Here is a 24,182-nt window from a genome sequence, read left to right as displayed (position 1 = left end):
ATGGAAAAAATCATTTGTGCTTGTGGTCATAGTAATCCATACGGCACGAAGCTTTGTGAGAAATGTGGTCGTCCTTTAACCGAAGAAGAAAAACAAAATAAAGTTGTTGATATGCGCTATGATGGTATGGCCATTCGCTCCAAAACATATAACAAATCATTTGTTGATAAAATATGGAATTTCTTCTCAAGTGTTAAAGTTGGTATATCCTTAATTATTATCACATTAATTGCTGCTTCAGTCGGAACATTACTACCGCAAGAGTTTTACGTAAAAGCTTCTGATATGGAGAAGGGGGCTTATTACGCAGACGTATATGGTACATTCGGTAAAATCTATTATACGTTGGGGCTTTCGGATTTATATAGCTCATGGTGGTTCCAGATTTTAGTTGGTATGCTAGCAGTTTCAATTATAGTGGCAAGTCTTGACCGAGGCATTCCACTTTATAAATCATTAAAGAATCAACGTGTTAAAAGACATGAAAGCTTTATGAAGCGTCAGCGCATTGTTGCAGAAGGACAAGTGTCAGCGAGTGCGGAGGAAACGCTTGATAAAGTGGCTCAAAAAATGACTGAGATGAAGTATTCTGTTCGTCGAGATGGTAGCGCTCTCTTAGCTGAAAAAGGACGCTTTTCTCGTTACGGTCCGTACATAAACCATGTAGGTCTCATCATTTTTTTAGGTGGGGTCATGCTACGTCTAGTTCCAGGCTTCTATGTTGATGAATCGATATGGGTGCGTGAAGGTGAAACACGAGCTATCACTGGAATGGAAGGCTATTTCATTGAAAACCGTGACTTTATTTTAGAAACACATGATAATACACCTCAAGGTGAGCAAGTTAAACAGGGTGTGAATGTAGTGGCTAAAAACTTCCAGACCGATATTACACTTTACAAGCAACCTGAAGATGCATTGCCTGGGGATACGGAAAATCTAGAAAAAGTAAAAGACTATTCTATTCGTGTAAACCATCCTTTGAAAGAAGATGGCTTTGCCCTTTACCAGATGGATTATCGTCTAAATGAATTAAAACAGATGAACTTTGAATTAATTAATAAGACGACAGAGAAATCATTAGGTAAGGTAGAGATTGATTTAACAAATCCTAAAAAAGAATATGATTTAGGGAATGGTTCATCCGTTCAAATTCTTGTCTATACACCTGATTTTGATGGATTTGAAAATGGAGAACCTCAGACTAAAACGTCTATTCCAAATAATCCTGCATTTTTATTTAAAATGACTACACCAGAAACTCCTGAAGGAGAAGTAAGCTTTGTTGAAATTATGCAGCCTCCTTTAGAACCACTGGGTGAAAATAAATACAGAATGAAATTTGCTAGTGCAGAGATGCGTGATATGTCAGGTATTACGGTGCGAAAAGATAGTACCATCCCTATTCTGTTTGTTGGTGGGGTCATCTTTATGATCGGTGTTGCCATTGGCTCTTACTGGAATCATCGTCGTTTATGGCTTCAAGTGGAGCCAGACGGCCGTGTGTTAATGGCTGCCCATGTCAACAAAAATATGTTCAGCATGAAAAAGGATTTAGATGCTGTTACAACATTTGCTGCATTGCCTCCGTATAAAGATCAGTTAGAGAAAGATGAGGCTAGCGAAGAGTCCACTACTGGTGGCATTAAAGAAAAGGAAGGTGACAACACCTTATGAGTTTGATTGACTTAAGTGGAAACTTACTATTTGTAGCGTTTATTGCTTATCTAGTTGCGACATTATTATTTGGTGGTTCAATTAAGCAAGGTAATGCTACTGGTAAAAATACTGGCAAATGGGGCAAGCTTGCCATTGTGGTTACTATAATTGGTTTCCTATCACAGCTTGGCTATTTTATTACGCGTTGGATATATACAGGACATGCGCCAGTAAGTAATATGTTCGAATTTACAACTGCCTTTGGTATGTTCATTGTCGGCGCGTTTATCTTAATTTATTTTATTTATCGTTTGACGGCACTTGGATTAGTGGCATTGCCTGTTGCGCTTTTGATTATTGCTTATGCAGCAATGTTCCCGAAAGAAGTAAGTCCTTTAGTGCCTTCATTACAAAGTCATTGGTTAACAATTCACGTTATTACAGCAGCATTAGGGCAATCTATTTTAGCCATTAGTGCTGTGGCAGGACTTATTTACTTATTAAAAGTAGTAGATTTAACAAAGCCCTCTAAACAACGTTTTTGGTTAGAAGCCGTTATGTACTGTCTTGTAGTCGTTGTTGGATTTGTCGCGGTAACATCTACATTTAGTGCGATGGATTACGAGTCTAGCTATAATTATGTGGATAAAGAAGGAACTACTCGTAAAATTATTTACAATTTACCTCCAGTATTCGGTATGAATGAATATGAAGTGATAGAAGAACATGGCATGTCGCCATTAGTAGAAATGCCAGCGTTAATTAATGCAAAAAAATTAACAACCGTTGTTTGGTCATTACTGGTAGGATCTGTGTTGTATTTATTAATTCGTTTAATTGCTCGCCGTCGAATTAGTGCCATTTTCCAACCACTTGTTAAACGTGTCAATTTACAATTACTTGATGAAATTGGTTATCGTTCAGTGCTGATTGGTTTCCCTGTATTCTCTCTTGGTGCTTTAATCTTTGCGATGATTTGGGCACAAATTGCTTGGAGTCGTTTCTGGGGTTGGGATCCAAAAGAAGTATGGGCTCTTATTACATGGTTATTCTATGCAGCATTCCTGCATTTACGTCTATCAAAAGGCTGGGAAGGTCGAAAATCTGCTTGGTTAGCACTAATTGGTTTTGGGATTATTTTATTCAACCTAATTGCTGTTAACTTAATTCTTGCAGGTTTACACTCCTACGCGTAACCTGTGAAGCAACAAGCCTTTTCGCTGTAGCGAAGAGGCTTTCTTTTCTTTTCAATATGTGTCACACCATGTACAATAGAAGTTAGAGAAAGATGGAAGAGAGGGATCGTGAAAGTGTCAGAAAATATTTCAGTATTAGTAGTAGATGACGAGGATCGTATTCGCCGCTTATTAAAAATGTATCTTGAGCGAGAAGGATACCTTGTTGACGAGGCCGAAAATGGAGAACAAGCGATCGAGAAATCTTTAGAAAAAGAGTATCACTGTATTTTACTTGATATTATGATGCCTGAAAAAGATGGGCTAGAAGTGTGTGCAGAAATTCGAGAGCGCGCAGCAACACCAATTATTTTATTAACTGCTAAAGGCGAAGAAGCGAACCGTGTACAAGGCTTTGAGCTTGGTGCAGATGACTATATCGTTAAACCATTTAGTCCTCGTGAGGTTGTGTTACGTGTGAAGGCTATTCTACGTCGTTCACAGGCTTTCTCACCAACGACTAATGCATCTTCTTCAAAAGATTTAGTGGTGTTCCAACACTTAATGATTGATCATGATGCACACCGTGTGACTGCAGAGGGCATTGAGGTTAATTTAACACCGAAAGAGTATGAATTGCTGTACTTTTTAGCGAAATCGCCAGACAAAGTATTTGACCGTGAACAACTACTAAAAGAGGTATGGCATTATGACTTCTTTGGTGATTTACGTACAGTGGATACACATGTAAAACGTTTACGTGAAAAACTCAACCGAGTTTCTGAAAACGCTGCTAAAATGATTGTGACGGTTTGGGGCGTTGGATACAAATTTGAGGTTGTCAATGAATAGAATATGGAATAGTGTTGTCGGGAAGCTATGGGTAACCATATTGCTTCTCGTTTCATTTGTATTATTTGTTTTCACGGTATTAATGCTGGAATTTCTTCAAAATTACCATATGCAGCAAGCAGAAATTTCATTGCGACAAACAGCAGCAACAGTAGCAAGTATAGTAGATGACAATGAAACAGCCGAATCTACCTCGGAATTATTAAAAGATATTTTACCTACAGGGACCAATGCATTGATCGCTATCAGTCATGTTGAAGTGTCCTTTGCGATGCAAGAGGGTGTCAACAAAAAAGAAATACAAGATACTATTTTAGCCAATAAATCTTTTCATGAAGTGTTTCAATCAGATGAACCGATTATTAAAGAAATGATGATGCCTTCTTCAACTGATCAAGAAAAGATGGAATCTTATGTCGTACTTGGTTTTCCCCTAAATGTTGAAAATGCAGTACATGGAGCTGTCTTCATCTACCAAAGCCCAGATGCGTTACATAAAACGTCTAAGGAAACAACGAAAATTGTCTTTTTAGCAGCCTTCATTGCATTTGTGTTGACGACATTCTTCGCATTCTTCCTTTCTTCACGGATAACTTCGCCATTAAGAAAAATGCGTGAATTAGCTTTTGAAATTGCAAAAGGGAATTTTGAAGCGAAAATGCCCACTACTCAAAATGATGAAATTGGTCAGCTTGCCGTTGCCTTCAACCAAATGGGCCGTCAATTAAAGCATAATTTAGAGGTTATCAATCAAGAAAACGAACAGCTTTCTAATATTTTGACATCTATGACAGATGCAGTGATAACATTTAATCGGGATCGTACAATATTATTAAGTAATCCACCAGCTGAACGTCTAATGCAAAAATGGTTTGTGAATAAAGGCTCACAAAGTGCAAAACCTATTCCGCCAGAGCTGTATCATATGCTTGATCATGTACTGATGTTTGAGGATAAACTAGAAGAGGAAATTGAAATGGATGGCAGCTATTATACATTTACCATTAGTCCTCTTTATAGTGGAGAAATGATACGTGGTGCTGTCGCTGTTATTCGTGATATGACTGAACAGCATCGCTTAGAAAAACTAAGATCGGATTTTATTGCCAATGTCTCTCATGAGCTTCGGACACCGATTGCCATGCTCCAAGGTTACTCAGAAGCATTAATGGATGACGATTTTATTCAGGATCAGGAAGAGCGAAATGAGATTACCAAAATTATTTATGATGAATCGAAGCGAATGGGTCGCCTTGTGACAGATCTATTAGATTTGGCACGCATGGAATCAGGGCATATGACGCTTTATAAAGATGAATTACCAATTAATTCTACATTCGAACGTATTACACAAAAGTTTGCACAGGTAGCAAAAGAAAAGCATGTTCGTCTGTTGTTTGAAAGTGAATTTAATGACGAGGCCATGATTAATATAGATGAGGATCGCATTGAACAAGTGCTTACAAATTTAGTCGACAATGCCCTGAGACATACAGATGAAGGGTCTGTAACTGTGAAAATAGAGCAGGAGCCGACATTTGCTAAAATATCTGTTCAAGATACAGGACATGGCATTCCTCAAGAGGACTTACCCTATGTCTTTGAACGTTTTTATAAAGCCGATAAGGCACGTACTCGTTCCAAGGGTGGAACTGGTCTTGGCTTAGCCATTGCTAGAAATATTGTGAAGGCTCACTCAGGTAATATAATGGTAGACAGTGTGTTGAAAGAGGGTACGACCTTCACGTTTTATTTACCGTTCGATTAATAACAAGTATTGCTATTAATTGGCTGTAACTTCTATGAATGTAAGACGACAAATATTATAGAACGGGGGTGGAGTGCTTTGAATGACTCCGTGTTCCATCGACTATACGATGCATATCACCAAGACGTGTTTCAGTTTTTAATATATTTAGTAAAAAACCGTACACTTGCCGAAGATTTAGCACATGAAGTTTATGTACGAGTGTTGCGCTCATACGATCAATTTGCAGGCAATAGTAGTGAGAAAACTTGGCTATTTGCTATTGCTAAAAATGTAGCGATTGATCATTTTAGAAAGCAAGCTGTACGTCAAAAGCATTCACATGATTTCTTTGACTGGGAAACGGAACAGCTCCATTCAACCACACCATCACCGGAAGATATGCTACAGGCCAGTGATGAATTTATGCAGGTAGAATCAGCACTTGAAAACTGTACAGGCGATCAAAAAATGGTTATTATTATGCGCTATTTTCAAGATTTATCGATTGCAGAAACAGCGCAAATACTAGATTGGACAGAAGCTAAGGTAAAAACGACCCAGCATCGAGCCATTAAATTTTTAAGGCAACAGCTACAGCCGATTAGAGAACAGGAGGCGAAACGGCAATGACGCATAAGCCATTTGATGATGAACAGCTTGAACATGTCTTGAACAATGCCCCTAAGCTTTCTGACCGCCGTTCAAAAGAAGAAATATTAAATCGGTTAATGGCAGATGCTCGCTTGCAGGATAATAGTCACCTTCAAGAAGCGATACAACAACCTATAGAGAATGAAGAAGCACAACAAGAAAGTAAACCTTTAATTCAAGATGAACGACCATCACGATTTAAGTTCCGTAAAATGCCGATTTTTACGAGTGTAGCAGCAGTTTTCGCGATAACGGTACTCGTTGGCTTCATGTTGATGAATAATGACGCTAGCCAAAAAGATTTAGCTAGTACGCCAGAAACGGCTAATTACTCTACGTTACAGGAAGATCGTTCTGCCAATGAGGCAGCTACCCAGGATGAGGCACTTCAATCCAGTATTGTATCGGAGCATGAGCGTCTGTTATCTTTACGGTCATCTGTCTATGAGGAAGATGTGAAAGATGCTGTCGTATTTCGTATTGGTTTGGCAGGACGCGATGCAGAAAGTGTTCCAATGACATATGTGATACCAAATGAGCGTGTAGCAACTGATTTTGGAACAGAAAAACCTTCTACCTTACAGATGTATGAAAAATATGCTCCTCAAATAGATGAAGAAGCCAAAGGGTTTACGGATTATCATCCATTTAAAGGTGAACTGAAGGAGAAGGAAGACAAGCTTGTCCACGTTTTACCAAAGGACAATGACTATGATATTGCATCAGCTACCGTTAATGAGTACAAAGGGACTTTAGAGGATACCTTCTCGGATTCTGAATATACGGAAGTTGAGATTCAAAATGAAGATGGCACACCTTATGAGTTTTCTCAAGAGGGTGAGCCAAGTCAAGCCATGTCATTAACAAACGCCAAGCATTTTAATTATTACTTATACCAAGATGAGAATGGGGCAGAATATCTGTCACCAGATTTCCGTCAAACATTTGCTAATGTTACAGAAGCACTTACACTAATGAAAAACAAAAATGATGATGTTTATGTAACAGTGGTTCCTGAAAACGTAACATATACCGTGAAAGAGGAAGCGGAAGGTGTAGTCGTAACATTCGACATTCCCTTAGATTTAGCATCGATGGAGCCAATTCGCGCTACCCAATTGATTGAAGCGATGATGTTAACTGCTGCTAGCTTTGACCAACAATTACGCTTAGATAATGTGGTCCAAGAAAGTTGGGAAGGATTCGATTTAAAAAATTATTTGCCAAAGCCTGTGGGGCCAAATAAACAATATATGCCTTAGGCAGAATCAAAAATGGAGCATTCCTGTAACATGGAATGCTCCATTTTTACAATACATACAAATCTAATCGGATTTTTTTAAGCAGAACTGTTTACTTTTTCTTGATAATTAATTATAGTAAGGTTGTAGTATAAAATAATATGATTCATCTTCGGGGCAGGGTGAAAATCCCGACCGGCGGTAATAGAGTGGTGAACCGTTAATGTTTCCATTAACTCGAATGGTTTATGCTTCGCTCTTCAGCCCGCGACCTGTGCAAATTTATTTGCATGGCTGACTTGGTGTGATTCCGAGGCCGACAGTTAAAGTCTGGATGGGAGAAGATGGAGGTACGATCGTCATTCATTGTTATGAAATAAACTATAAACGAGCGCTTTTTTGTATGGCTTTTTAAACGGTGCTCAAAAATAGTTTAAATTGACGCTTATTCGTCATGCCTTTCTCCCTTGTGCTCTTCATGCATAAGGGTTTTTTGTGCTAACATTGAAAGATCGTCACCTTTCTTCTTGCGAGATTGAATCAGCAAAGAGGAGAGAGTTTTCTATGAAGAAAAATGTTAAACTTCAATCGTTTATTACGATTGGCATGCTGAGCAGTATTTCGTTTTTATTAATGCTTTTTAATTTTCCAATTCCACCATTTCCAGCATTCTTGGAAGTCGACTTTAGTGATATGCCTGCATTAATAGCAGCCATCACAATGGGGCCTGTAGCTGGTATTTTAGTAGAATTATTTAAAAATGTATTGGATTGGATTTTCTCTGGAACGCCAACAGGTGTGCCAGTAGGTCATATTGCCAACTTTGCAACAGGTATTTTATTTATTTTGCCAGTAAGCCTTATTTTTAATCGCTTTAAAACAATTGCTGGTCTTGTTGGAGGTTTAGCGACAGGAACAGTCGTAATGGCAGTAGGCATGAGTATTTTAAACTACGCTGTATTTTTACCGATGTACACATACTTCTTAGGAATGGAACCTGTTGTAGGTGACTCACTTTATAAAATGATTATCGCTGGGATTTTACCATTTAACATTGTAAAAGGTATTTTATTAACGGCTATTATGGCGTTTTTATTTACTACTATGCGCAAGTGGATCGACCGCCAGCGTTCTATCTATATAACAAAATAATTTTTACTAACCTCGGGTGAACATACCTGAGGTTTTTTTGGTGGAAGGAATGATGGATAGAGAAAGGTGTGAAGAATAATAAATATAGAAAAAAGTAATAGGGTAAAACAGCTAACTAGTACTTTATAAGTATAATCTAGTCGAAAGCTATATTTTCATGTAAAATAGAGAAGAGTTTAGAATGTTTGAGGAGTTTGAAGAGATGAGTGGAAAAAAAGGACAGTGGTCTAGTAAATTAGGTTTTATTTTAGCATCAGCTGGTGCGGCGATCGGACTAGGAGCAATTTGGAAACTTCCCTATGTAACGGGACAAAGTGGTGGAGGAGCATTTTTCCTTATCTTTGTGTTATTTACCTTGTTAATAGGACTACCAATGTTATTGTCCGAGTATGTGTTAGGACGTGGTACACAATCCGAGGCTGTAACAGCGTATAAAAAAATTGCCCCAACTAAGCCAGGCTGGGCTTGGATTGGTCGAATGGGCGTGCTAGGCTGTTTTTTATTATTAACTTTTTATAGCGTAGTCGGAGGTTGGATCTTTATTTATAGCGGGCTAGGTGTAGCTGGCGCGGTAATTGATCCAGCAGTAGATCCAGCTGAATTATTTGGAAAAATTATAGGCACGCCATGGATTACACTAGTTGGTCTAGTGTTGTTTACATTAGCCAACGTACTTGTGATTTCATTAGGTGTACAAAATGGGATTGAAAAAGCCAATAAATGGATGATGCCGTTACTTTTCATAATGTTCATTGTCCTTGTTGTGCGTGCTGTTACATTAGATGGGGCAATGGAAGGGGTAAAATTCTTCTTATGGCCTGATTTCTCGAATATTACGGGTAAGGCATTATTAGAAGCCCTCGGGCAATCGTTCTTTGGGTTAGCAGTTGGCTTTTCTTGTCTAGTTACATATAGCTCTTATCTAAAAAAAGATGTCAGTCTTCCGAATTCAGCAGGTTCTGTAGTGTTGTTAACCGTGCTCGTTTCATTTTTAGCAGGTTTAGCGATTTTCCCTGTTGTGTTCGCCTTTGATTTAGAGCCAGCAGCGGGTCCAGGTTTGCTATTTATGGTACTACCAACAGCATTTAGTCAAATGCCATTCGGTGAAGTGTTTTTAGCCATGTTTTTATTGCTATTTTTATTTGCTACATTAACGTCATCATTTAGTTTATATGAGATTATCGTCGCAGCATTTATGGAGCATAGTCAGAAATCCCGTCCCATGTGGACACTTATACTTGGTATAGTCGTATTTATTGCAGCTATTCCAGCAGCGCTTTCTTCGAGTGTTTTATCGGATATAATGATTTTCGAGAAAAGTATCTTTGATGCAACCGATTTTTTAGTGTCGAATATCATGCTTCCGCTAGGGAATTTATTCATTGCTATTTTTATTGCCTATGTAGTAGATAAAGAATTTGTGAAGAGAGAATTGCTAACGGGTAGTCAAATGGGACAAGGGTATTATTCGACATATCGTATGTTAATGCTAGTTGTTGTACCGTTTATCATTCTAGTTGTGTTTGTTAATATGCTACTGCAGTATTAAAGAAAAAGAAAAGGGTGTATTCCGTAATAGGAAATACACCTTTTCTTAGTGTTACAAAACAAAACAAAACAGTCAATTGAAAGGTAGAAATGGATTTCTGTTGCTGGCTGCATGCTTTTCTATGGACGAGCGCCGAACTGCTTCCGCTCCATGTAGGGGCTCGCCTGTCTAGTTATCCCATGGAAGTCAAATACCTTCCACTTCAATCCAAAAAACTAATCTTTTTAGCGAAGGTTTTATAAAGTATAAGAGTTCATTACTCTTTATGAAGAGGTGTTGTCACTCAGCACTTCACTTCACTTCACCACATTGAAAATAAGAGCCTATCTCCTCTAAGAATACAGATAATGGGTAGATTTGATCGCTATGCTACTATGAGGTAAAGCCTGCTTTGTAGAATGGTTGATAGCGTCACTCCTATGGGATTTAACGGCTCATCGGACGCCCTCCTGGAAAGGACGTTGGCAGAACGGAAATCAACCTCTCGCCTTGTAAAGTTACTATTTCTACCGTTGACATCTTCTTTTTTAACAACATAAAAAGGTGTATTCCGTTAATAGGAATACACCTTTTATTATGCTTATAGAGATTAATAATCGTTAAGTGATAGTTCACCTAGCCAATCTTCTTTAATAATCTTCCTTGCTTGTTCTTCACTTTCGGCAATAGGGAATACTTTATCAACCTGTGAAATAGCGAATAAGTTGCGAATGAAATCATCGACGACAATAATGGCGATTTTCTTATCTTTTACAGACACCTTCTTAGCAAAATTAACGATCATCCCGAATCCAGTACTATCAATATTTGTTACCCTTTGCATATCGATAATGTATCCGTGTTTTGTGTCTAAGCTAAGTGTTTGCAGCTCTGACTTTATTTCTTCAATCATCCCGTATTCTAAATCGCCTGTAAACGCAATCACAATATAATCAGCCTTTGTGTCAATATTCATTGCAATTTTCTTCTGATTCATCCTATAGCGCCTCCATTTTTCTTTTCTTGTTTGGGGATTTATTCAAACTTAAATTTATTCACTTCATTTTGTAATTTATCAGCAATTGATGATAACTCATCTGAGCTTTGTGTAATTTCGGCAACAGTCGCATATTGCTCTTCTGAGGTTGCGGCAATCTCTTCTGTAGCTGCTGCAGCGTCCTCGATGATGCGAGAAATATCTTGAATGGCTTGTTGCACATCTAGGGAGTTGTCGTTAACATGTGTAAATGCCACTTTCATTTGTTCGACACCTTCTTCAGTTTCGACCACTTTCTCCACGATTTCTTTTAAGGCACTTCCACCTTTATTAATGATCGTTACTTGCTCCTCAACAGCTAGTAAATTACTTTCCATTGTCCGTACAGTCACAGAAGTTTCCGCTTGGATATCATTAATAAGATTAGTAATTTGTCCAGCTGCTAAACTTGACTGTTCAGCTAACTGACGAACCTCTGATGCAACGACAGCAAAACCTTTTCCTTGATCACCTGCTCGTGCCGCCTCGATGGCCGCATTGAGTGCTAACAGATTTGTTTGTTCTGCGATGCCAGTAATAACGGTAATAATACCACCAATTTCTTCTGAGCGCTTTCCTAATTTTTGGATAGAATCAGTTGCATAAGACACTGTTTTCGTAACATCACTTAGATGCATAATCGCTTCGGTGATGGCTTCTTCTCCTTTACGTGCGATATGAGTGGACTCGATAGCACTGTTTAAAGTGATTTCGGCTTTTTGTAAGCTCTTTGATACTTCCTCAATCGTTTTTTGCATCATTGAAACTATTCGTTCAGCCTGATCAGATTGAGTGGTAGTACCAACGGCGATTTCATTCATTGTTAGTGCAATCTGATTAGATGCTTCGCTTGTTTGATGAGATGATTCTGCCAAAGTGTGTGACGACTTTGCAATTTGATGTGCACTACCAGCCACAATCTTTATCGTCTCTGTTAAATGATTTTTCATACTACTAAATGCACGTGCTAATTCAGCGATTTCGTCTTTGCCTTTAGGGTTTAACAGTTTAACATTTAAATTTAGGTCTGCTAGTTCCTTGGCATTGGTACTTAGAATGTTAATAGGATTAACAATTTGCTTTTGTAAGAACCAACTAATTCCTCCGATCATTACAATGGCGATCACTAAGGAAATCGCTACATTCTCCAGTGCAGATTTTGTGGCAATGCCTATATAAGGAGCGGTAGGGACAGCGGTTGCCCATACACCGATAACCTCGCCTTGACTATTTACAATCGGATCATAGGCTGCTTGATGCAAACTTCCTAAGACATTGGCAGAACCGATAAAGCGTTTTTTTTCTCCCAGTACAACAGTAGCAACCTCGTCAGAAACCTTTGTATTTAAAGCGCGTTGACCATTATCCACTATATTGGTACTTATACGCGTATCGTTTTGAAAGATGGATACAGCATTTCCATTTGTGAGTTCTCCAACTTTATCAGCTACCTCAAAGTTTTCTACCATATTGATATCGCCCTTATAGAGTTGGTTGTTTTTAATGGACCATTCTCCAGGATATTTAGCGTCTAAATATTCATAGCTCAACTGTATATCTGATAAAAGCTTTGTATCAGCACTTTCTAATAGATTGTTCTTGGCAACAAAAAAATTGACTCCTGCTAAAAGGGAAGTAAGTAAAATAATACAACCAAATATAAGCAGATTCATTTTCTTTCGTATAGATAACTTCATTAAAACGCCCCCAATTTTACGTTTACTTTTATAGATGAATCTTTTTGGAAATACCAACTAAAAATTTTGTTTCAGAAATATTTTCGAACCAAATATGGTCGACCATATTTTTGACAAAAAATAACCCGCGTCCACGATCAGCATAATCAAGTTTGTCTAAATCGAATTGAAGAACTTTGTCCCAGTCCTTTTCGTCAATGCCTTTTGCTTCGTCAGTGACTGTTATTTTTATTTCTTCGTTTGATGGAGTTACATGTATTTGAATCTCCTTTTGAGCGGGTATATCAATTTTTCCCATAGCCTCTACGGCATTGATGACTAGTTCATGAACAACAAATCTTAACTCTCGTTTATAAGGTAGATTATATAAATCTGTATAATTCTCCATAACTTGATCAATAAAGGCTATAGCTTGTGTATCAGGATTTACATTGAGTGTGAATTCCATCTTCAATCACCTACCCTTTAATGTAATTGTTATTGAAACGACTGTGATGTCATCGCTGTAATCATTATCAAATAAATTGTACTTTTGAGAAAATTTTTGTAGTGCATAGCTGTTATCCTGTGAAGCATAAGTGTAGAAAAAGTCCATATCAATTGAGTTTTGCTCGTTCAATGTTAATAATCCATCCGTATAAAGAATAATACGATGCCAGCCTGATAAAGGTATTGTTTTTTTATTTATTTGAATAGTAGGGAATAGTCCGAGGATAGGCGTATTCGCTGGGAGGAAGACTGTTTCTCCATATTTTCCAAATAAAAAGCCAGAAGGGTGAGCCGCATTCACATAGTGCAAAGTGCCGTTTTTTGTATCGAGAAGTATGTAGATTGCTGTCATTAAAAAACGGTCCATATCTTCATCAGAAAATAGCTCGTAAATTTGGCGGTTAAGTTCTTGGATTACGGCTACTGGATCAATTAACTTAGTAATTATTCCTTTTAATAATGATCTGATGGACATAGTAACGAGTGATGCAGCTATGCCATGCCCCATTGCATCGTACAGAAGAATGGCGGTTAAATGGTCATTAATCTTAAACCAGCAGTACATGTCACCTCCTAGTGTATTGGATGTTACATAAAGACCATCAACCTGTATTTGCTCAAGATTTAATGGAGGAGATAGTGCATTCTTTTGGAATTTTTTTGCAATAAACAAATCTTTTTGAATCATACTTTCTTGCTGCTTTCGAAGTTTGGCTTCCCTCTGATATTTTAAGGCTACTTGAATTCGAGTCTTAAAATGAGTAAAATCAAACGGCTTTAAAATAAAGTCGAAAATGCCTGCTTCAAAAATCCTATCGATTGTTATGTTTTTTTCGTAGGTAGTAGATAGTAGGATAGGGACATCTATCCAATTTTTAAGTGCATGAATGTGCTGACAAATTTCCTCGCAATTGCTGAGTGTCATTTTCGTGTCAAGTACGATTAATTCCAGCTCATCTTTCAAAGCTGAATCTACTAAATAGTTCATTGCTGCTTCCGTTGTTGAAAAGCAATGAATATTGGGGATGCTGATACGATGAAAATACTTTTGCAGACGTAGCACATCATTACTTACGCTGCCAATAATTAATACTGACATGCCTACTTAATTCACCGCCTTATGTATCTATAACTAAATATTTCCTGGAAGCCAACATAATGATTTCTAACCATAATTATATACTCCGTATTTACTTATAATATGAATAAATTAAAATTCTAATTTGCTATAAATTTACCAATAAATATCGCATTATACAAGGCTTTTGTGATATAAAGTAAAACTTAATCAATAGGATTTTTGACATCTTGGTTCTTGGATAGGGTTCACGGGTTATCTTTTTAACGATGTTCTTGATATATCTCCATTTGATGCATGTAGAAGTAGTGAATGCTTCGTCTCGTCATGATATAGGCTGTTTATTTTTAGAATGACGAAGAATTTTTATAAGACTAAAGGCCTTTTGTAGAAAGTGGTAGTTTTGCCCTTTTTTAAAGATGAAAGATCTCGCTATTTGAGATGGAAATAGGGTAAGAAAAATTAATCTAAAATAAGGATTAATATATTCGATAAAAGGCATGTCATAAAACCTTACATACACATTGCTTATTCTTCAAAAATAATGTATTTTTAGAACAGTTATAAAAAACGTGTTAATAAAAATTACATTGGAGTGGTGAAGAATGAAACATTATACCAAAGAAGATATTATACGCCGAGTGAAGGAAGAAAATGTGAAATTTATTCGCCTACAATTTACAGATATTTTAGGGACAATCAAAAATGTGGAAGTTCCTGTCAGTCAATTAGGAAAAGCGCTTGATAATAAAGTGATGTTTGACGGCTCTTCAATCGAGGGTTTTGTGCGTATTGAAGAATCAGATATGTATTTAAAGCCTGATATCAATACCTTCGTGATTTTTCCTTGGACTGCTGAAAAGGGGAAAGTAGCTCGCTTTATATGTGATATTGCAAGACCAGATGGTACACCGTTTGAAGGAGATCCACGCGCCAATTTAAAGCGCGTATTGAAGGAAATGGAGGAGCTGGGCTTTACGTCGTTTAATTTAGGGCCAGAGCCTGAATTTTTCCTATTCAAGTTGGATGAAAAGGGGCATCCGACACTGGAATTAAATGATAGTGGAGGCTATTTTGATTTAGCGCCAACTGATTTGGGAGAGAACTGTCGTCGTGATATTGTTTTAGAGCTAGAGGGAATGGGCTTTGAAATTGAAGCATCTCATCATGAAGTAGCACCAGGCCAGCATGAAATCGACTTTAAGTATGCGAGTGCTATTGAGGCATGTGACAATATCCAAACATTTAAACTGGTGGTAAAAACCATTGCTGCACAGCATGGTCTCCACGCAACATTTATGCCAAAGCCACTATTTGGGGTCAATGGCTCAGGAATGCATTTTAATCTCTCCTTATTTGAAGGTGACAAAAATGCCTTCTATGATGAACATGCAGACTTGCAATTAAGCGCAACCGCACGTAGCTTTATGGCAGGAATTATGAAGCATGTGCATGGCTTTACGGCTATCACGAATCCACTTGTCAATTCCTATAAACGATTAGTACCTGGCTATGAAGCCCCTTGCTATGTAGCATGGTCTGCTCAAAACCGTTCACCATTAATTCGCATTCCAGCAGCACGTGGGCTATCTACACGAATTGAATTGCGCTCAGTTGATCCAGCAGCAAACCCTTATTTAGCAATGGCTGTAATTCTAGCATCAGGGCTGGATGGCATACGAAAAGATTTAACACCACCAGCCGCGGTAGACCGTAATATTTATAAAATGACAGCAGCAGATCGGGAGTTGAACGGGATTGATAGTTTACCATCCTCATTAGAATTTGCGCTGATTGAATTAGAGATGGATGCCATTGTTCGTGATGCATTGGGAGACCATATTTATGATAAATTTACAGCTGCCAAAGAAATTGAATGGAATAAATATCGCACACGTGTCCATAACTGGGAGCGTGAGGAATATTTAACGATGTACTAAAGGTGTTGGGGCTTTTTTAGCTCCAACTTTTTTGTGTGACATGAACTTCTTTTTGCTCTATCATAAGATTAAAGGAGTGTGGACAATGACACAGATAACTCAAGTTGTGACAATTCAAAACAATGATATTGTGCAATTTGAACTTGATATTAACCGTGCTTTAGTAGATTTAAAAGGCTTTTTCATACTTGATATCAAATACAATACGCTCTTTATTGGAGAGCAGACGGTCATCCATTCTGCTTTAATTATTTATCAGCAAAACAATTACACTATTTAACAAGAGGGGTCATGTCGATGAGACGTGACTTTTTTTATTTAAATAACGATAAGAGAAATACCCGATCTTCTGGAAATGTTAGGGGTAAAAGTGCTACTTCCTCTTTAGATTTCCATGCTATGTCATATATTAATTCATCGGGATCATGTATCATCATTTGTCCACCTGTTAAGATGGTTTGAAAATAGCGAACTTCCACTACTTCATTGTACTTATAATAAATTTCCTTAATAATATCTACTGTATAGCCTGTTTCTTCATAAACTTCTCGTATACAGCAAGTCTTAAAATCTTCCGTGGCCTCTTTTCCACCTGATGGCACAGTCCAAGTTTTCTCTTCATCAACAGTTCCTTGTAAAACCATTAATAACTGATTACTTTCATTCAAACAAATAGCAGCAGCACCTAACCATTTCATCGCAAAGTCCCCCTATATCTTCTCTTATACCGTTTTACCATTTAATAGAAACTCTTGTAAATATATTTTAGAAATATTTTGGATGTTTTTTGATTTCTACTACAATGGAATTTTAGGGAAAAATAGTGAGTGGGATAAGAAATTAAAAGTGGGGAGCTAGTCAAAAAATGCTTTCCATTTAACCTGTCCGAAGTTAGCATAAAAAGACAGGTTATGCAGCAATATCTATTTTAAGATGGAATCAAGGAGTGAGAGCAATGAGTTGGATTGAGTCGATACAAAAGGCCATTAATTATATGGAAGAACATTTATTAGAGGATATTACGATTGAACAGATTGCACAGGAGGTTAATTCATCTGTCTTTCATTTTCAGCGAACCTTTGCCATTTTGACAGATATGTCTATTGCAGATTATCTACGGCGAAGAAGATTAACGTTAGCTGCACAAGAATTGCTGGGTACTGAACAAAAAATAATCGATCTCGCCTACAAATACGGCTATGAAACTCCTGAAGCCTTTACTAAAGCGTTTCGAAAACAGCACCATGTAACGCCTAGTGAAGCAAGAAAGAAGCAAGGACCATTACAATCATATAATCGCCTGGTCATACAGGTAAGCTTGAAGGGAGCAGAACCAATGAAATATAAAATTATTGAAAAAGACAAGTTTCAAATTGTGGGTGTAAAAAGAACATACAACTGTCAAAATGGAGAGAATACTACGGAAATACCTCTATTTTGGCAAGAGGTAAACCAAAGTGGCTTTGATCACCAGCTATACCAATTAAATAATGGCACTGTCAATGGTGTATTAGGTGTTTGTGTACCTAATACTGAACAGGGACAAAAGGGCTTCATTGATTATTGGATTGCTACTGATCATGTAGGAGAGGTAGGAGAAGATCTCTTAACAATGGAAGTACCTGCATCCAAATGGGTTGTCTTTGAAGTACATGGACCTATGCCTGATGCAATGCAAAATACGTGGAAACAAATTTATTCAGAGTGGTTCCCATCCAACCCATATGAACCAGCAGGAACAGCGGAATTGGAGGTTTATCCTGAAGAGGATGCTTATCGCCCTGATTCGTATTCAGAAATTTGGATTCCAATTAAATAACAAGAAAGCCGAGGATGCTATACTAGTGCATCCTTGGCTTTTATTATTCTACTGAAAAAATTTACCCTTTTTTTAATTTTGTTAAAGATGTAAAATATATATATGTTTGGAATAAACGGTTTAACGACGTTTATTAATCGTTACATAATTTCATGAGGGGGTTAAGAAATGATGAGAGGTACGATTCAAAACAAACGTGTGGAAATTTCACAAGAGGACGCACAGCAATACTTAAAGTTGGGAAAAGTTGCGCATGTTGCAACAGTTGATGAGGAAGGTTTTCCTTATGTTATTCCGTTTGTCTATGTATATGAAGGGGAGGACAAACTATACTTGCATATTGGTAATCTTCGAGAAAGTCACTTTTGGTCAAATATCAAACATAATCCTAAAATTTGTATAGAAGTTTGCGATATGGGTGATTTACATCCAGGCAAAAAATACGCGTGTCAATCCGCACTAGTTTATCAAAGTGTTGTTTTGTTTGGACATATCGCAAGAATTGAAGAGGAAACGAAAAAAGAGTGGTTCTTTGATGCGTTACTGGAGAAGTATGGCAATCCCGAATGGACATTTGAAAGAGAAGGCTATCCAATTATGCCCAAAATTGAACTATTTGAAGTAAAAATAGAAAAGCTGACAGGGAAAATTAATCACGGCATGTATCACTAATTAAAAAGGCTAAGTATTGGTTGAATTCTGCCATGCTTAGCCTTTTCTCATTAAGATTTTGTTAAAGTGTAAAGTTGTAGAGTATCTTCAGTATTATGCTTCTCTTGGTAAATGAAGTTCAATTTTTTTAAAACCTTGATTGAATTGATATTGGCAGCGTCAACTTCTGCCACAATTGTTTCCATTTGTAAGTGCTTAAAGGCATAATCAATTAAAGCAGTTATAGCTTCTGTTGCATAGCCTTTTCCCCAATATTCCTTGCTCAAATCATAGCCAATCTCGGTTAGAGCATTGTCATAATCAATCATATTAAAGCCACATGAGCCAATGATATGTTTGGATGCCTTTTCAAAAATAGAGAAGCGGATTGCCTTATGTTGCTTAGTTAATTGTTCTAGAAGTTCAATCATTTCCAAGGCCTGCTCTTCTTGTGTAAACTGGGTAATATTCATATACTTGGTTACATCAGGATCAGACCAAATAGCTAATAAACTTTTAGCATCAGCTTTCCTCATTTTTCGTAACCGTAATCTTTCCGTGTCGATATGGTCAATCAATACTTTTACCTCCAAAATTATAATGATGTTGGATGAAAAATATTGCTATCTGCGCATAAGTCAGTCCCTTCATATGGATTTAAGTTTATTATAATAGAAATGATATATACTGCAAAATACTGGAGGAAATAGCATGATAAAAGTCTCGGAAGAGCAATATCCTATCATTAAACAATTTATTTCAAGAGCCCCGACATTTGTTTATAGTATACTAGATCGAATGATAGAAGGAGCTGTCTATTCCGATACAGTTGCTTTTCGAACATTATTATTCCACACGAAATCAGGGATATACTATGTATATGGCGCTGAAAGTAAGACTTCGATTGATCATCAGCTAGCCTATTGTTTGCAACAGGCTATAGAACAACAGAAACGGTTTACCTTATTTTCTTATTCAGAACAGTGGAATACTAAAATCGAACAATTGTTAAATAAACAGCTGAGAAAGCTAGAACGCTATACATTTACATTTGATGAAAATATTTATAATCATCGAGAGAAGCGTGGGGAAGGTGACTACGAAGTCAGAACTATTACTGAACCCCTGATTAAAAATTCACTGGAATTTGATCAGACATATTATGAGGAATATTGGGATTCTATCTCTAATTATCTCAAGAATGGTTTTGGCTTTTGTTTCGTACACAAAGAACAAATCATTAGTGAAGCCGTCTCTATTTTTAAATCAAATGAGTATGCAGAAATTGATATTATGACAGATTCAAATTTCAGAGGACAAGGATTAGCAAGTAGCATTGCTGAAACATTTATAGATCATTGTCTTGTCAACCAGCTAAAGCCTTGTTGGGATTGTGATATTTCGAATACAGGATCCATTCACCTAGGCACAAAGCTTGGTTTTACGACACCACAAAAATATGCTATCTATACAAAAAGCTAGCCCACGTGGTTATTAAAAACATCGTGAGCTTTATCTGCTTTTAAAAGAAACGATTGCGTAACTCAAAAACTCGATAGAACAGTCTAGCGTCTCTAGCCATTTTATTTGGTGCATTCATATGGGGGCGGAGGCATTGTTGAAACAATTCATCACAGTATTTTGTGCTACCGTGGCGTTCATAGCATTCATCATGCAGTTTACAGCAAGCATCCACTGCATTTGTAGGTGTACCTGGTCCTGAGCAGCCGGGACCACAGTATCGGTAGCCAGGATAACAAAAACCGAGCTTGCGATTTCTATTCATCTCCTAAACCTCTCTTTTCGATGTTTTTACTATAAAATATGTAATATTTCATCGTAGAAGAGGATAAAAAACTATAAGACTATTCTTTTTGATTTGTAAGGTTCCTGTAAGCTTAAAAATAATTAGTTGTAAGGATAGGGAGTTATGCTAGCTATAGCATAAAAGATAAGGAGCTTTTTCAACATGAATCCATCCGTTACACAAAAAGAACGAATCATTTCCTTAGATATTATACGGGGATTAGCATTATTTGGTATTTTATTTATTAATGTAGGTGCTTATCAGCTCATAATAGAAGGTGCACCAATGCCTGATATGAGTGGAATGAATGGGGTTATTGATTCACTTATTAATATTTTTATAGAAAAGAAATTTTTCTCTATCTTTTCATTCCTATTTGGGGTTGGCTTTTATATTTTTGCTACACGTGCAGAAGCGCGGGGGGATAGACCGAGAATGCGCTTTGCAAGACGCTTATTTGCTTTATTGGTTATAGGTATTATTCATATTTTTATATTTTGGGGCTCTATCCTAGCCATTTACGCAGTGATTGGTTTTTTATTGCTACCATTTTACTCTGCGAAGGTTTCAACGATTTCTAAATGGTTGTTTACGATTATCGCACTGCATATTCTGGCACTATTAGGACAAATGTATATGCCGTCTAATGCGCTTTCGTCAGCTATATTTGGCTTTTTAGGCAATGATGCCGTAGCCATCTTTATTATGTTTTTAAGTGGATTTTTAGTAGCAAAAGCTGATTGGATTGGGCATATTGGAGCGCATAGTCAAAAAATAAAACGGTTGCTTTATAGTACTTTCCCATTCTTTATTGGATTCTCATTATGGATTTGGTTTGGCTCACAAGCAGATGACCAACAGCTTCAATCTATCATTGGCTTAGGGGTTGTTCCCACAACCTATTTTTACCTAAGTTGTTTATTTATTCTATTAGAACATAAAACAATAGCGAAGCTACTTCAGCCAATTGGACGTGTTGGGCAAATGGCCTTTACAAATTATTTGGCGCAAAGCTTTATTGGAACAGCCATCATTTCATTAATGGGGCTAGAAGTAGTTTCACCATCAGATATTGTAGTGATAGCGAGTATTACGTTTATCATTCAAATAATTTTTAGTGTGATTTGGTTTAAGTTCTTTACAATAGGACCATTTGAAAAATTATGGCGATATATGACTTATGGAAAAAAAGTCGTGTCCAAACAATCATAAAACACTGTAAATCCCAAACAATCCTGCTGTTTGGGATTTTTTTCTGCTAAAATAAATTGTATGTTTTTGTAAAAAATGAAACCTATAATGGTAGATATTCGTAAACTAGGTACTAGAAATAAAGGAGCGTTTATAATATGGCAAAGCAAATAAAAAAATATATGGCTGTGACAACGGCATCTTTGATGGCTGTACAGCTAGCAGCATGTGGAAATAGTGAAACTCAAACAGCAGAAGAATACCCTTTAACTACTTCTAATCAGGTAACGGAAGATCAAAATCAAGCAATTGCAAGTGATGAAATACAAAGTGTTTACAATAGTGAAATGGCTGATGCCTGTGATGAATGGCAAGAAGGTGATGATGGTTCCTTTGAATGTATCGATGAAAATTCACCTTACTATGCACAGCATTTCTTTAATGGTTTGATGTATGCAACGGCTGGAGCCATGATAGGAAGTGCGATATACAAAAGTCGCAATTTAAAAAATGGTACAGATCGAGATGAGCCAAGCAATGGTGGCGGTTCAGCAGTGCCACGATCGTCATCAAGCGCTAAGGATGAAAGTAAACCAACAAATGGCATCACAAACAGTACGCAAAATAAGGCTAGTTCAACTTCAGGTAGCTCAACTTCAAGTGGATCAAATTCTTATTCAACTGGACAAGGCTCCTATTCGACGGATAGTTCATCTAAGAGTTCCAATTCCTACTCCAATAGCTCTTCCTCAAGCACAGGAAAATCGGGCTTTGGTTCTGGTGGGGCATCTCGTGGCGGCTCGTCCTCCTCGTAAGGTTTGGATAGGGAGTGAAGAACATGATGAATCACACACAGCAACGACAAGCATTTTACTCAAAATTCCCTGACTTCTTTCCTGACTTTGAGGATTTAGAGTATGCATTATATGATGTTTTAGAATTGCCAAAGCAACAAATTGATCAACTTCATTATGCAACACAGATACTTTGGCGGATCTTTTTAAAAGTTGGGAAACAATTTAAACATTTATCGGTCGATCAGCTCTTAGCCTTAGGTATTCGACCGGAAATGATCCCATATATTCAGTTAGACTATTTACAGCAGCAATCAATTCTGGCACGATTTGACTTTATTTGTACAGAGGAGGGCTACATTAAATGTTTAGAGTTAAATGGAGAAACCCCTTTTCTTGTACAAGAAACCTTCAAGATGAATGAAGCACTATGTCAGCATTTTGGCTTTAAAAATCCCAATGATGTAACAGCCTTACAAAAAGCATTGTCGGGCGCTCTTTTTGATGCCATTCAATATTTACATCATGTCAAAAAGCCAAAGATTGTCATCACAGGAAAAACAGCAAAAGAGGACTACGAAGAGTATTGCCAGGTACAGTTTATCAAGTCCTGTATTCCTTTTACCATTGAGTATGTACCTATTCAAGAACTTATCATCTTTTCTAAGGACACGTCTGAGGTAGCACAAGGTCTATATACACCTACAATGGAGAAAATTGATATTTTATTTAGACCTGCACATCCTGTAGAGTTTTTAATAGATGATGTGGCAGCAGATGGTGATCGCATTGGCTTGCATCTTTTAGAGCTTGTCAAAAAACGAAAGCTAGCAATTATTAATCCACCTGCTGCCTATGTATTACAATCGAAAATCTTATTATGGTTAATATGGGAGCGGAGAAATGATCCATTGCTCTTTACTTCCGAGGAACGAGCAGCTATTTTGCAATATATGCTTCCTACATACCTTACAGCAGAACCATTTATTCGAGATGATGTACCCTATGTCAAGAAGCCTGTTTATTCTCGTGAGGGAAATACAGTAGAAATTTATGCAGGAAGTGGGCGGAGAGTAAATGCTTCCACATCCAAACACTATGATGATAATTTGTTTATTTACCAACAGTATGTGGAGATGCCTAGCAGAACAGTGCAGTTAAAAGAAGGGTATCACGCTAAGAAGTGGCTAATTGGCTCATTTGTTGCTGATAATCGAGCATGTGGTTTAAGCTGTCGGGTAGGCAATCAAATTACAGAATGGGATTCACATTGGTTAGCCGTTGGTTACAAGGAATAGCAAATCTATAGTGCTGAAAAACAAAACCACCCACAAAATTTTTTTAGAAGGTGAAAATGGATTGCCGTTGCAGGCTACTTGCTTTCCTGTGGGCGAGCGCCGAACTGCTTCCTTCGCTCCGCTCCGTGCAGGGTTTCGCCTGACTCGCTATCCCACGGGAGTCAAGTAGCCTTTCACTCCAACCTACAAAAGTGTTATCTTTTTAGCAAAGGTTTTCAAATAAAGTGAAGGTGTTCACTTCTTGTCACTCATCACTTCTCCACATTGAAAATAAGAGCTTATCCCCTCTATGAATACAGATAATGGGCGATTTTATTACTATGCTACTATTAAAAAAGTAAAGACACTTTGCAGAATGGTTGATTGGAGAGGAG

General features: G+C 37.4%; 23 protein-coding genes and 1 riboswitch. Of the genes, 16 read left to right on the top strand and 7 right to left on the bottom strand.

The features are described 5' to 3' along the window. The 8 genes from resB to QH639_RS22810 all read left to right on the top strand — a co-directional run bounded on the left by resB (position 1) and on the right by QH639_RS22810 (position 10,029). Positions 1–1,677 (top strand): cytochrome c biogenesis protein ResB, encoded by a 1,677-nt coding sequence (resB, locus tag QH639_RS22845; RefSeq protein WP_131519535.1) that lies wholly within the window; start codon positions 1–3, stop codon positions 1,675–1,677. Then, positions 1,674–2,855 (top strand): c-type cytochrome biogenesis protein CcsB, encoded by a 1,182-nt coding sequence (ccsB, locus tag QH639_RS22840; protein ID WP_048391290.1) that lies wholly within the window; start codon positions 1,674–1,676, stop codon positions 2,853–2,855. The genes resB and ccsB overlap by 4 nt, the downstream gene beginning before the upstream one ends. A gap of 114 nt (positions 2,856–2,969) precedes the next feature. Continuing rightward, a complete protein-coding gene (locus QH639_RS22835) occupies positions 2,970–3,686 on the top strand; it encodes a response regulator transcription factor (protein ID WP_004232215.1) in 717 nt (238 codons plus the stop codon). After that, entirely contained in the window at positions 3,679–5,454 is a 1,776-nt protein-coding gene (locus QH639_RS22830; protein WP_131519536.1) for an ATP-binding protein, read from the top strand. The genes QH639_RS22835 and QH639_RS22830 overlap by 8 nt, the downstream gene beginning before the upstream one ends. 78 nt (positions 5,455–5,532) lie before the next feature. Beyond that, entirely contained in the window at positions 5,533–6,066 is a 534-nt protein-coding gene (sigX, locus tag QH639_RS22825; RefSeq protein WP_009370717.1) for an RNA polymerase sigma factor SigX, read from the top strand. Next, entirely contained in the window at positions 6,063–7,349 is a 1,287-nt protein-coding gene (locus QH639_RS22820; RefSeq protein ID WP_259419244.1) for an RNA polymerase subunit sigma, read from the top strand. Before sigX ends, QH639_RS22820 begins: the two co-directional genes overlap by 4 nt. A gap of 143 nt (positions 7,350–7,492) precedes the next feature. Further along, a riboswitch (FMN riboswitch) is annotated at positions 7,493–7,678 on the top strand. A 214-nt stretch (positions 7,679–7,892) separates the two neighbouring features. Further along, positions 7,893–8,480, top strand: coding sequence for an ECF transporter S component (locus QH639_RS22815; protein ID WP_036080135.1), 588 nt, complete (start codon positions 7,893–7,895; stop codon positions 8,478–8,480). Positions 8,481–8,682: 202 nt separating this feature from the next. Further along, positions 8,683–10,029, top strand: coding sequence for a sodium-dependent transporter (locus tag QH639_RS22810; protein ID WP_227744820.1), 1,347 nt, complete (start codon positions 8,683–8,685; stop codon positions 10,027–10,029). Between the two features lie 589 nt (positions 10,030–10,618). On the opposite strand, the gene QH639_RS22805 is transcribed toward QH639_RS22810, so the two are convergent. Genes QH639_RS22805 through QH639_RS22790 form a run of 4 tightly spaced genes read right to left on the bottom strand, consistent with a single transcriptional unit; the run spans position 10,619 to position 14,329 of the window. Continuing rightward, positions 10,619–11,005: an STAS domain-containing protein gene (locus QH639_RS22805; protein WP_009370722.1), complete on the bottom strand. Its 387-nt coding sequence runs from the start codon at positions 11,003–11,005 to the stop codon at positions 10,619–10,621. A gap of 38 nt (positions 11,006–11,043) precedes the next feature. Continuing rightward, positions 11,044–12,741 carry a methyl-accepting chemotaxis protein gene (locus tag QH639_RS22800; protein WP_131519539.1) on the bottom strand — a complete coding sequence of 566 codons (1,698 nt, stop codon included), beginning with the start codon at positions 12,739–12,741 and terminating at the stop codon, positions 11,044–11,046. A 28-nt stretch (positions 12,742–12,769) separates the two neighbouring features. Then, on the bottom strand, positions 12,770–13,189 hold the full coding sequence (locus QH639_RS22795; RefSeq protein ID WP_131519540.1) for an ATP-binding protein: 420 nt from the start codon (positions 13,187–13,189) through the stop codon (positions 12,770–12,772). 6 nt (positions 13,190–13,195) lie between these two features. Beyond that, complete coding sequence (locus tag QH639_RS22790) at positions 13,196–14,329, bottom strand: SpoIIE family protein phosphatase (RefSeq protein ID WP_281115333.1); 1,134 nt, start codon at positions 14,327–14,329, stop codon at positions 13,196–13,198. A gap of 584 nt (positions 14,330–14,913) precedes the next feature. On the opposite strand from QH639_RS22790, the gene glnA reads away from it, so the two are divergent. Beyond that, positions 14,914–16,248 carry a type I glutamate--ammonia ligase gene (gene glnA / locus QH639_RS22785; RefSeq protein ID WP_237899834.1) on the top strand — a complete coding sequence of 445 codons (1,335 nt, stop codon included), beginning with the start codon at positions 14,914–14,916 and terminating at the stop codon, positions 16,246–16,248. Positions 16,249–16,333: 85 nt separating this feature from the next. Further along, positions 16,334–16,528, top strand: coding sequence for a hypothetical protein (locus tag QH639_RS22780; protein WP_048391275.1), 195 nt, complete (start codon positions 16,334–16,336; stop codon positions 16,526–16,528). A 34-nt stretch (positions 16,529–16,562) separates the two neighbouring features. Here QH639_RS22780 and QH639_RS22775 read toward each other — a convergent pair whose 3' ends face one another. After that, complete coding sequence (locus QH639_RS22775) at positions 16,563–16,946, bottom strand: NUDIX hydrolase (protein ID WP_131519543.1); 384 nt, start codon at positions 16,944–16,946, stop codon at positions 16,563–16,565. A 257-nt stretch (positions 16,947–17,203) separates the two neighbouring features. On the opposite strand from QH639_RS22775, the gene QH639_RS22770 reads away from it, so the two are divergent. Further along, a complete protein-coding gene (locus QH639_RS22770; protein WP_237899836.1) occupies positions 17,204–18,067 on the top strand; it encodes an AraC family transcriptional regulator in 864 nt (287 codons plus the stop codon). Positions 18,068–18,235: 168 nt separating this feature from the next. Then, positions 18,236–18,739 carry a pyridoxamine 5'-phosphate oxidase family protein gene (locus tag QH639_RS22765; RefSeq protein ID WP_227744821.1) on the top strand — a complete coding sequence of 168 codons (504 nt, stop codon included), beginning with the start codon at positions 18,236–18,238 and terminating at the stop codon, positions 18,737–18,739. Positions 18,740–18,789: 50 nt separating this feature from the next. Here QH639_RS22765 and QH639_RS22760 read toward each other — a convergent pair whose 3' ends face one another. After that, positions 18,790–19,296 (bottom strand): GNAT family N-acetyltransferase, encoded by a 507-nt coding sequence (locus QH639_RS22760; protein ID WP_259419242.1) that lies wholly within the window; start codon positions 19,294–19,296, stop codon positions 18,790–18,792. A gap of 133 nt (positions 19,297–19,429) precedes the next feature. Between QH639_RS22760 and QH639_RS22755 the strand changes: the two genes are divergently transcribed. Beyond that, positions 19,430–20,200 carry a GNAT family N-acetyltransferase gene (locus tag QH639_RS22755; RefSeq protein ID WP_281115332.1) on the top strand — a complete coding sequence of 257 codons (771 nt, stop codon included), beginning with the start codon at positions 19,430–19,432 and terminating at the stop codon, positions 20,198–20,200. Positions 20,201–20,240: 40 nt separating this feature from the next. On the opposite strand, the gene QH639_RS22750 is transcribed toward QH639_RS22755, so the two are convergent. Continuing rightward, a complete protein-coding gene (locus tag QH639_RS22750; protein WP_081011051.1) occupies positions 20,241–20,504 on the bottom strand; it encodes a Parvovirus coat protein VP1-like protein in 264 nt (87 codons plus the stop codon). Between the two features lie 183 nt (positions 20,505–20,687). Here QH639_RS22750 and QH639_RS22745 point away from each other — a divergent pair, with 183 nt between their 5' ends. From QH639_RS22745 to QH639_RS22735, 3 genes are all read left to right on the top strand, one after another. After that, positions 20,688–21,737: a DUF418 domain-containing protein gene (locus QH639_RS22745; RefSeq protein WP_281115331.1), complete on the top strand. Its 1,050-nt coding sequence runs from the start codon at positions 20,688–20,690 to the stop codon at positions 21,735–21,737. Positions 21,738–21,874: 137 nt separating this feature from the next. Further along, positions 21,875–22,531, top strand: coding sequence for a hypothetical protein (locus QH639_RS22740; protein ID WP_281115330.1), 657 nt, complete (start codon positions 21,875–21,877; stop codon positions 22,529–22,531). 23 nt (positions 22,532–22,554) lie between these two features. After that, the gene (locus QH639_RS22735; protein WP_281115329.1) at positions 22,555–23,808 is read left to right on the top strand and encodes a glutathionylspermidine synthase family protein; all 1,254 of its coding nucleotides are present in this window, start codon (positions 22,555–22,557) and stop codon (positions 23,806–23,808) included. The last annotated feature ends 374 nt before the right edge of the window (positions 23,809–24,182 follow it).

Origin of the sequence: Lysinibacillus sp. 1 U-2021, assembly GCF_029916965.1 — a bacterium.
GTDB lineage: Bacteria > Bacillota > Bacilli > Bacillales_A > Planococcaceae > Lysinibacillus > Lysinibacillus capsici.
This window is presented reverse-complemented; position numbering and strand designations above follow the sequence as displayed.